This is a genomic window from Shewanella sp. (genome assembly GCF_048265805.1).
Lineage (GTDB): Bacteria > Pseudomonadota > Gammaproteobacteria > Enterobacterales > Shewanellaceae > Shewanella.
In genome coordinates, this window is record NZ_JBLXAT010000002.1 from 258,423 (window position 1) to 265,340 (window position 6,918).

Annotated in this window: 6 protein-coding genes and 1 pseudogene; 6 read left to right on the top strand and 1 reads right to left on the bottom strand. The window is 50.7% G+C overall.

Features of this window, described 5'->3' with window-relative positions:
* Nucleotides 1-37 precede the first annotated feature (37 nt).
* Nucleotides 38-1,531, bottom strand: coding sequence for a sodium/proline symporter PutP (gene putP, locus ACN0TT_RS02465; RefSeq protein WP_417760547.1), 1,494 nt, complete (start codon nt 1,529-1,531; stop codon nt 38-40).
* 766 nt (nt 1,532-2,297) lie between these two features.
* On the opposite strand from putP, the gene ACN0TT_RS02470 reads away from it, so the two are divergent.
* From ACN0TT_RS02470 to ACN0TT_RS02495, 6 genes and pseudogenes are all read left to right on the top strand, one after another.
* Nucleotides 2,298-2,636 (top strand): metalloregulator ArsR/SmtB family transcription factor, encoded by a 339-nt coding sequence (locus tag ACN0TT_RS02470; protein ID WP_417760548.1) that lies wholly within the window; start codon nt 2,298-2,300, stop codon nt 2,634-2,636.
* A gap of 71 nt (nt 2,637-2,707) precedes the next feature.
* Nucleotides 2,708-3,700 (top strand): permease, encoded by a 993-nt coding sequence (locus ACN0TT_RS02475; protein WP_417760549.1) that lies wholly within the window; start codon nt 2,708-2,710, stop codon nt 3,698-3,700.
* Nucleotides 3,701-3,718: 18 nt separating this feature from the next.
* Entirely contained in the window at nt 3,719-3,955 is a 237-nt protein-coding gene (locus ACN0TT_RS02480; RefSeq protein WP_417760550.1) for a thioredoxin family protein, read from the top strand.
* Between the two features lie 66 nt (nt 3,956-4,021).
* On the top strand, nt 4,022-5,041 hold the full coding sequence (locus ACN0TT_RS02485; protein WP_417760551.1) for an ArsJ-associated glyceraldehyde-3-phosphate dehydrogenase: 1,020 nt from the start codon (nt 4,022-4,024) through the stop codon (nt 5,039-5,041).
* Entirely contained in the window at nt 5,038-6,285 is a 1,248-nt protein-coding gene (gene arsJ / locus ACN0TT_RS02490) for an organoarsenical effux MFS transporter ArsJ (RefSeq protein WP_417760552.1), read from the top strand. The genes ACN0TT_RS02485 and arsJ overlap by 4 nt, the downstream gene beginning before the upstream one ends.
* Before the next feature lie 155 nt (nt 6,286-6,440).
* Nucleotides 6,441-6,842: pseudogene (locus ACN0TT_RS02495) on the top strand (MBL fold metallo-hydrolase); the annotation flags it as partial.
* Nucleotides 6,843-6,918 lie beyond the last annotated feature (76 nt).

The following is a 6,918-nucleotide window of genomic DNA, read 5'->3' on the forward strand; positions in this document are numbered from 1 at the left end:
TAAAAGTTGGGCGGCATTGCCGCCCGAAATCAGAGTATTAGCGTATTTGTTCCAGCTTTTCTCGGGTTTCGTGGAACGTTTGCTGCACATCGCGCGATGGATCGCGGCCAAAGTGGCTGACCAGTACAATAGCGGTGGTACTGACGATAAAGCCTGGGATGATCTCGTATATCACGCTCGACAATGTTTTACCGTCAGGCAGCACTGGGGCGTAAATCCAGAACAGCACGGTGAGCGCACCGGAGACAATGCCTGCAATTGCTGAGCTATGGTTCATCTTGTGCCAGAACAGTGACAGCAACACCAGCGGACCAAACGCGGCCCCAAAGCCTGCCCATGCGTTACTCACCAGATCCAAAATGCTATTTGAGCGGTCTAGCGCGAGTAGCGTTGCGACTGCTGCCACAGCAAATACGCCGATACGACCGATGTTAACTACCTGCTTGTCATCAATATCTTTATTGAATACCGCGCGGTATACGTCTTCAGTCAGCGAGCTAGAAGACACCAACAACTGGCTAGAGATAGTACTCATCACCGCGGCCAAGATAGCGGCTAATAAGAAACCAGTAATCAGCGGATGGAACAGAATTTGTGAGAACACGATGAAGATGGTTTCAGGGTCTCCAAGAATCAAATCAAATTTATGCACATAAGCTACACCGACCAAACCCGTAGCTAATGCACCTAAAATGGTCACTAACATCCAGCTCATACCGATGTTGCGTGCCACTTTAATGTCTTTCACTGAGCGGATAGCCATAAAGCGCACAATGATATGTGGCTGACCAAAATAGCCTAAACCCCAAGCGAGACTAGAAATTATGGCGACAATACCGATGTCTGTCATACCTGACACGGAATCGATGGTACTGCGCGCATTGGCCAACAGATCCGCTGAGCCATCAAACTTGGTGTAGGCCACATAGGGCACTAACACCAGCGCCACAAACATGATGCAGCCCTGTACAAAGTCGGTCATGCTGACCGCCAAGAACCCGCCCAGCAGGGTGTATGCCACCACAACGCCGACGGTTATCAGCAGCCCCAATTGGTAGTTCAAACCAAAGGCACTTTCAAACAGCTTACCGCCAGACACTAGCCCGGCTGAGGTATACAGGGTGAAAAACAGAATAATGACTGTCGCGGAGATAATCCGCACTGCGCCGTTTTCCAGCCCGAAGCGCTTACTGAAAAAGTCTGGCAGGGTTAACGCATCATCCGCTTCCACGGTGTAAATCCGTAATCGCGGCGCCACTAGCAGATAGTTAAACAAGGCACCGATGACCAGACCAATGGCGATCCAGACCGTGGCATAGCCTTGCTTAAACATGGCACCGGGTAAGCCCATCAGCATCCAGCCACTCATGTCAGAGGCGCCAGCAGATAGGGCGGTAACCTGTGGACTGACATTACGTCCACCCAGAATATAACCAGAAATGTCGTCAGTAGAGTTGCGATAGGCAAAAAGGCCGATCGCTAGCATGACCAAAAAGTAGATGGCCAAAGAGATATATGTTGAGTAATCCATGTTGTTTTTTGCCTGTTATTGAGGATTAAAAGCTCGATTTAGTTTCTGTTTAAAGAAGGGGTAAACGTAGCTTCCCAGCACTAACCAAAAGCAACTCAGTTGCAAAAGGTACGTCAGGCTTTCTTGGATGTTGCGGTGGTGGCGTGGGTGAATTGAATGACTGTCAGACTCCTGACTGTTGTTGGCATTCATCACTGATTCTCCTGTTTTAAGTCGTCAGTTAGATGGCTTAAGAACAAAATCATTTGAAGGCTAATTACACAAAATTAATTAGTGTTCGAATGATTTTGGTGAGGCAATATTATTCATTATCTATGACGATATATCAACTTTGATTTAATGAGTTTATTCATTGATTATATGTAATATTGATTTTAAACAGTGGCTTATATTGATTTTACAGCCTTGTTAATTGGGTTGCTGTTCAGTAAATACGCGAGATTTTGGCCATAAATACTGCTGAGTTTAGCTGCATAATGTGCTCAAAAATCGGAAAAATAATTTGTAACGCTAACTAATTTTTTAGGGCGATTTGTTCGTGGTTTTTACCGATTGTTCTTCAGTTCACAAAACTGACATCTACACTTGTTATATATGGTAAGGCGCATATGCTTTTATGCATATATGGCTTTGGTTCGGGGCTAAATCAGTACATCTTACAGGGGCTGCCTTGGCTTAATGCTCTAGCTGCGACAAAACACGATCAACAAAGGTCGCAGCTCTGACAATACTTAGTGCCATGTCGATGCACGATGAGGAGAACAAAGTGCAACCGTTAGAGTTTTTTAAGTCTTTAGCAGATGAAACTCGCTTGCTGAGTATGTTGCTGCTCCAACACTCAGGTGAGCTATGTGTGTGCGAGCTGACTGAAGCGCTGGCATTGAGTCAGCCTAAGGTGTCACGTCATCTCGCTAATCTGCGCAAACTGGGCATTTTGCAAGATAGACGCCGAGGGCAGTGGGTGTTCTATCGTTTTGATGAGCAGTTACCGCCTTGGTGTGATGAGATCATGCAAGCCGCGTTAGCGGGTAATCAACAACTGCTGGCCGAGCCGTTGCAGCGATTGGCGCAGATGACCTCACGGCCGGGACGTTGCTGTGATTAATGACAAAATACTGTGGCGTGAATCATAGGCGGTTCGGTCATTATCAGGCCGAAACGTAAGGAGTCCGTAACATGTTCGCCATCTTTACCGAGCTGGCTGATTGGTTGGTTTATCACATATTAGGGCTAACGCCGGAACAAGGCTTTGGTGCGGCACTGCATTTTTTTGTGGAAGACACGACCAAGATTTTTGCCCTGTTAGTGGTGATGATTTATCTATTGGCCTTATTGCGTGCCGCGTTAAATGTCGAGCGGGTGCGTGATTATCTGGCAGGCAAACATCGGACGACGGGCTACATACTCGGCTCAGCTTTTGGCGCGATCACGCCATTTTGTTCTTGTTCCTCCATTCCGGCATTTTTAGGGTTTACCAGTGCCGGTATTCCACTTGGCATCACCATGGCGTTTTTGTTGACTTCACCTTTGATTAACGAGGTGGCAGTGTTGATGCTGCTTAGCATGTTGGGCTGGCAATTTACGCTGATGTATATCGTGGTGGGGATGCTGGTAGGCATCAGTGCTGGCGCTTTTTTGGATGCTATCCATGCCGAGCGCTGGTTGCAATCGTTCGCGGCCAAAGCACTGCAACGAGGACAGCAGCAAGCGTTGCAAGTGGGGGAGGCCGAATGGCTGACCTGGCAGCAGCGACATCAATTTGCCAAGCAGGAAACTCGAGATATTTTGGGCCGCGTGTGGCTGTGGGTACTGGTGGGAGTCGGTTTAGGTGCGGCGTTGCACGGTTTTGTGCCAGAAGGTTGGGTGATGGAACATCTTGGCCAAGGGCAATGGTGGTCGGTGCCATTAGCCGTGCTGCTTGGTGTGCCCTTGTACTCCAACGTCACTGGGATTGTGCCAGTGATGGAAAGTCTACTGCAGCATGGCTTGCCCATCGGCACCACGCTGGCGTTTTGTATGGCTACGGTAGCGGCCAGTTTCCCTGAATTTGTGTTACTCAAGCAGGTGATGCAGTGGCGCTTGTTAGTGACCGTACTAGCGATTTTACTCTGTACGTTTACGCTGATTGGCTGGTTGTTTAACTTACTGAGCCCATGGCTGCACACATAGCAAACTAAGGATAGAAAGATGAAGCAGATCAAAGTGTTGGGTAGTGGTTGTAGTAGGTGCATTAACACTGCAGCGTTGATTAATGAAGTGGTGGCCGAGTTGGGCGTTGCCGCGCAGGTCAGTAAAGAGACCGATGTTGAGGTCATCATGGGCTACGGCGTAATGCGCACGCCCGCGGTGGTGATTGACGAGCAGGTGGTGCATAGCGGCTCGATACCGACGAAAGCGCAGATAACGGCTTGGCTGTCGCAATAACCGCTTACTCCAATCAACAAGATGAACTAATCGTGCCAGTAATTGGCAACTTTCGACAGGTGAAACATGGCAATAAAAGTCGGTATTAATGGTTTTGGGCGCATGGGGCGTTTGGCATTGCGGGCGGCGTGGGACTGGCCTGAGTTAACCTTTGTGCAGATTAACGATCCCGCCGGCGATGGCGTGGCGTTAGCGCATCTGCTGGAGTTTGATTCAGTACATGGCCGTTGGCCACGGGCGATAAGTGGCCGTGCGGACTCGCTGACCGTCGACAATCACACTATCAAAGTGACGGCCAATAGCGCGATCAGCGATACCGACTGGTCCGGTTGCGATATCGTCATTGAAGCCTCCGGCAAGATGCGGCAAACCGCGCTGCTACAGCAATATTTGACACAGGGCGTGCAGCGGGTGGTGGTGACGGCGCCAGTGAAAGAAGCGGGCGTGCTGAACATTGTGATGGGGGTGAACCATCAAGCGTATGATGCGTCGGAACACCGAATTGTGACGGCGGCATCCTGCACCACTAACTGCTTAGCGCCGGTGGTGAAAGTGATCCATCAACAGTTTGGCATCAAGCACGGTTCGATGACCACCATTCACGATATCACTAACACGCAGACCATTTTGGATGCACCGCATAAAGATCTGCGGCGCGCTCGCGCTTGTGGCCAAAGTCTGATCCCAACCACCACCGGCAGCGCCACAGCGATTACCCATATTTTCCCTGAGTTAACAGGCAAACTGAATGGCCATGCGGTGCGGGTGCCGTTGGCGAACGCATCGCTGACGGACTGTGTTTTTGAGTTAAATCGAGCCGTCACCGAAGCGGAAGTCAATGCGGCTTTAAACGCGGCCGCCGCAGGCGAGTTACAGGGAATTTTAGGGTATGAAGCAAGACCGCTGGTATCTGTCGATTATAAAACTGACCCGCGCTCCTGCATCATTGATGCCTTGTCGACCATGGTGGTGAATGGCACTCAACTGAAGTTGTACTGCTGGTATGACAATGAATGGGGTTACGCCAATCGTACCGCTGAGCTCGTGCGTATGCTGGCGCGTATCGATGCGGGAAATGGGGCATGAGTCAAGCGACAGCTGCGGTGCGGCAGTATCTGCTGATCACGGGGAATTACTGGGCCTTTACTCTGACAGACGGCGCGCTGCGTATGTTGGTGGTGTTGTATTTCAACGCGTTGGGATACGGCCCGTTAGCGATTGCCATGTTGTTTCTGTTTTATGAGTTTTTTGGCGTGGTCACTAATTTGGTGGGCGGCTGGCTCGGTGCGCGCATTGGCCTCAATCGCACCATGAACATCGGCCTAGGTCTGCAGGTTGTCGCGTTGTTAATGCTGTTGGTGCCCAGCGCATGGCTTAGTGTGGCGTGGGTGATGGCGGCGCAAGCATTGTCCGGCATCGCCAAAGATCTGAATAAAATGAGTGCCAAAAGCGCGGTGAAAACCTTGTTACCACAGGCACAACAAGGGCAATCACAAGACAGCGTGCTGTTTCGTTATATCGCGCTGCTGACCGGCTCGAAGAATGCGCTCAAAGGGATCGGTTTCTTTGTTGGTGGTGCGTTGCTGACACTGATTGGTTTCCAAGGCGCGGTACTGGCGTTGGCAGCGATGTTGTTGCTGGTGTGGCTGGGCTCGCTGTGGCTGTTAACCAGCGAATTGGGCAAAGCGAAACATAAACCTAAGTTTCGCGATATCTTCTCCAAAAGCCGAGCCGTGAATATTCTCTCCGCCGCCCGCTTATGTTTGTTTGCCGCGCGTGATGTGTGGTTTGTGGTGGCGTTGCCGGTATATCTCGCCGATCAATTTGGCTGGGATCACTGGGCGGTGGGCGGTTTCCTCGCCAGTTGGATTATTGCTTACGGCATTGTGCAAACCGTTGCGCCCAATATTACTGGCGCGCGCGGCTCAAAAACTTCGGTACCGGGGCGAGGCGCAGCCATTTTTTGGGTGATGCTGCTAATGCTGGTGCCAGCAGTAATGGCACTTGGCTTGGCGGCTGGCTGGTCATCACAGTGGACGGTCATCGGCGGCTTATTGCTGTTTGGTGTGGTGTTTGCGGTGAATTCGTCACTGCACAGTTTTTTGATTGTGCACTACGCCAGTGATGATGGCGTGTCGCTTGATGTGGGCTTTTACTACATGGCAAACGCCGCAGGGCGGCTGCTGGGAACCGTGTTTTCTGGGTGGTTATTTCAGCAAGCGGGCTTAACGGCATGTTTGTGGGCTAGCTCGCTATTATTACTGTTTACTTGGCTCATTTCGTTCGCGTTACCGGCCAACAACGCGGCCACTCATCGGACGGGCTGTTAATACATTACTGCTCAATGGTCATGCGGCACACTATGTTGGCAGCGCGCTGCATGATTTTTCTATGCTCGTCGAGCAACTTGGCCAATTCCCCATTACCCTTAAAGTAACGATATGCCGAATGTGGCTGAACCCGCCAACACTGGTGGAGGTGCTTTATGGTGATGACCTTACAGTTTCTTGGAGCCACCGAAGAGGTGACTGGCTCATGCCATCTATTAACGTTGCATCAACAGCAGCTGCTACTCGATTGCGGCTTGATTCAGGGCGGTAAAACCGATGTGGCGCGTAATCGCGAGCCGTTTGAGTTTGAGGCGAGTGAGATATTTTGTGTGGTGCTAAGTCATGCTCATATTGATCACTCAGGCCGCCTGCCAGCACTGGTCAAACAGGGTTTCGATGGCCCCATCTATACCCACCAAGCGACCGCTGAACTATGCGAAATTCTGCTGCGCGATGCCGCTATGCTGCAACAACGCGATGCGGATCGGGTGAATAAACGGCGCGACAAGCAACAATTACCGCCGCTAGAACCGCTGTTTACTGAAGCTGACGTTGAGCACTGAAGGATCCCCTCATAAATCCGCCAGTGCATAGCCATTTTTTAAGAGCTGCTCAGCTAGAACTACCGCCGCT

Excerpts from the sequence above, each read along its gene's own strand:
- putP (WP_417760547.1), bottom strand. The coding sequence starts at position 1,531 with ATGGATTACTCAACATATATCTCTTTGGCCATCTACTTTTTGGTCATG.
- ACN0TT_RS02475 (WP_417760549.1), top strand. The coding sequence starts at position 2,708 with ATGTTCGCCATCTTTACCGAGCTGGCTGATTGGTTGGTTTATCACATA.
- ACN0TT_RS02480 (WP_417760550.1), top strand. The coding sequence starts at position 3,719 with ATGAAGCAGATCAAAGTGTTGGGTAGTGGTTGTAGTAGGTGCATTAAC.
- ACN0TT_RS02485 (WP_417760551.1), top strand. The coding sequence starts at position 4,022 with ATGGCAATAAAAGTCGGTATTAATGGTTTTGGGCGCATGGGGCGTTTG.
- arsJ (WP_417760552.1), top strand. The coding sequence starts at position 5,038 with ATGAGTCAAGCGACAGCTGCGGTGCGGCAGTATCTGCTGATCACGGGG.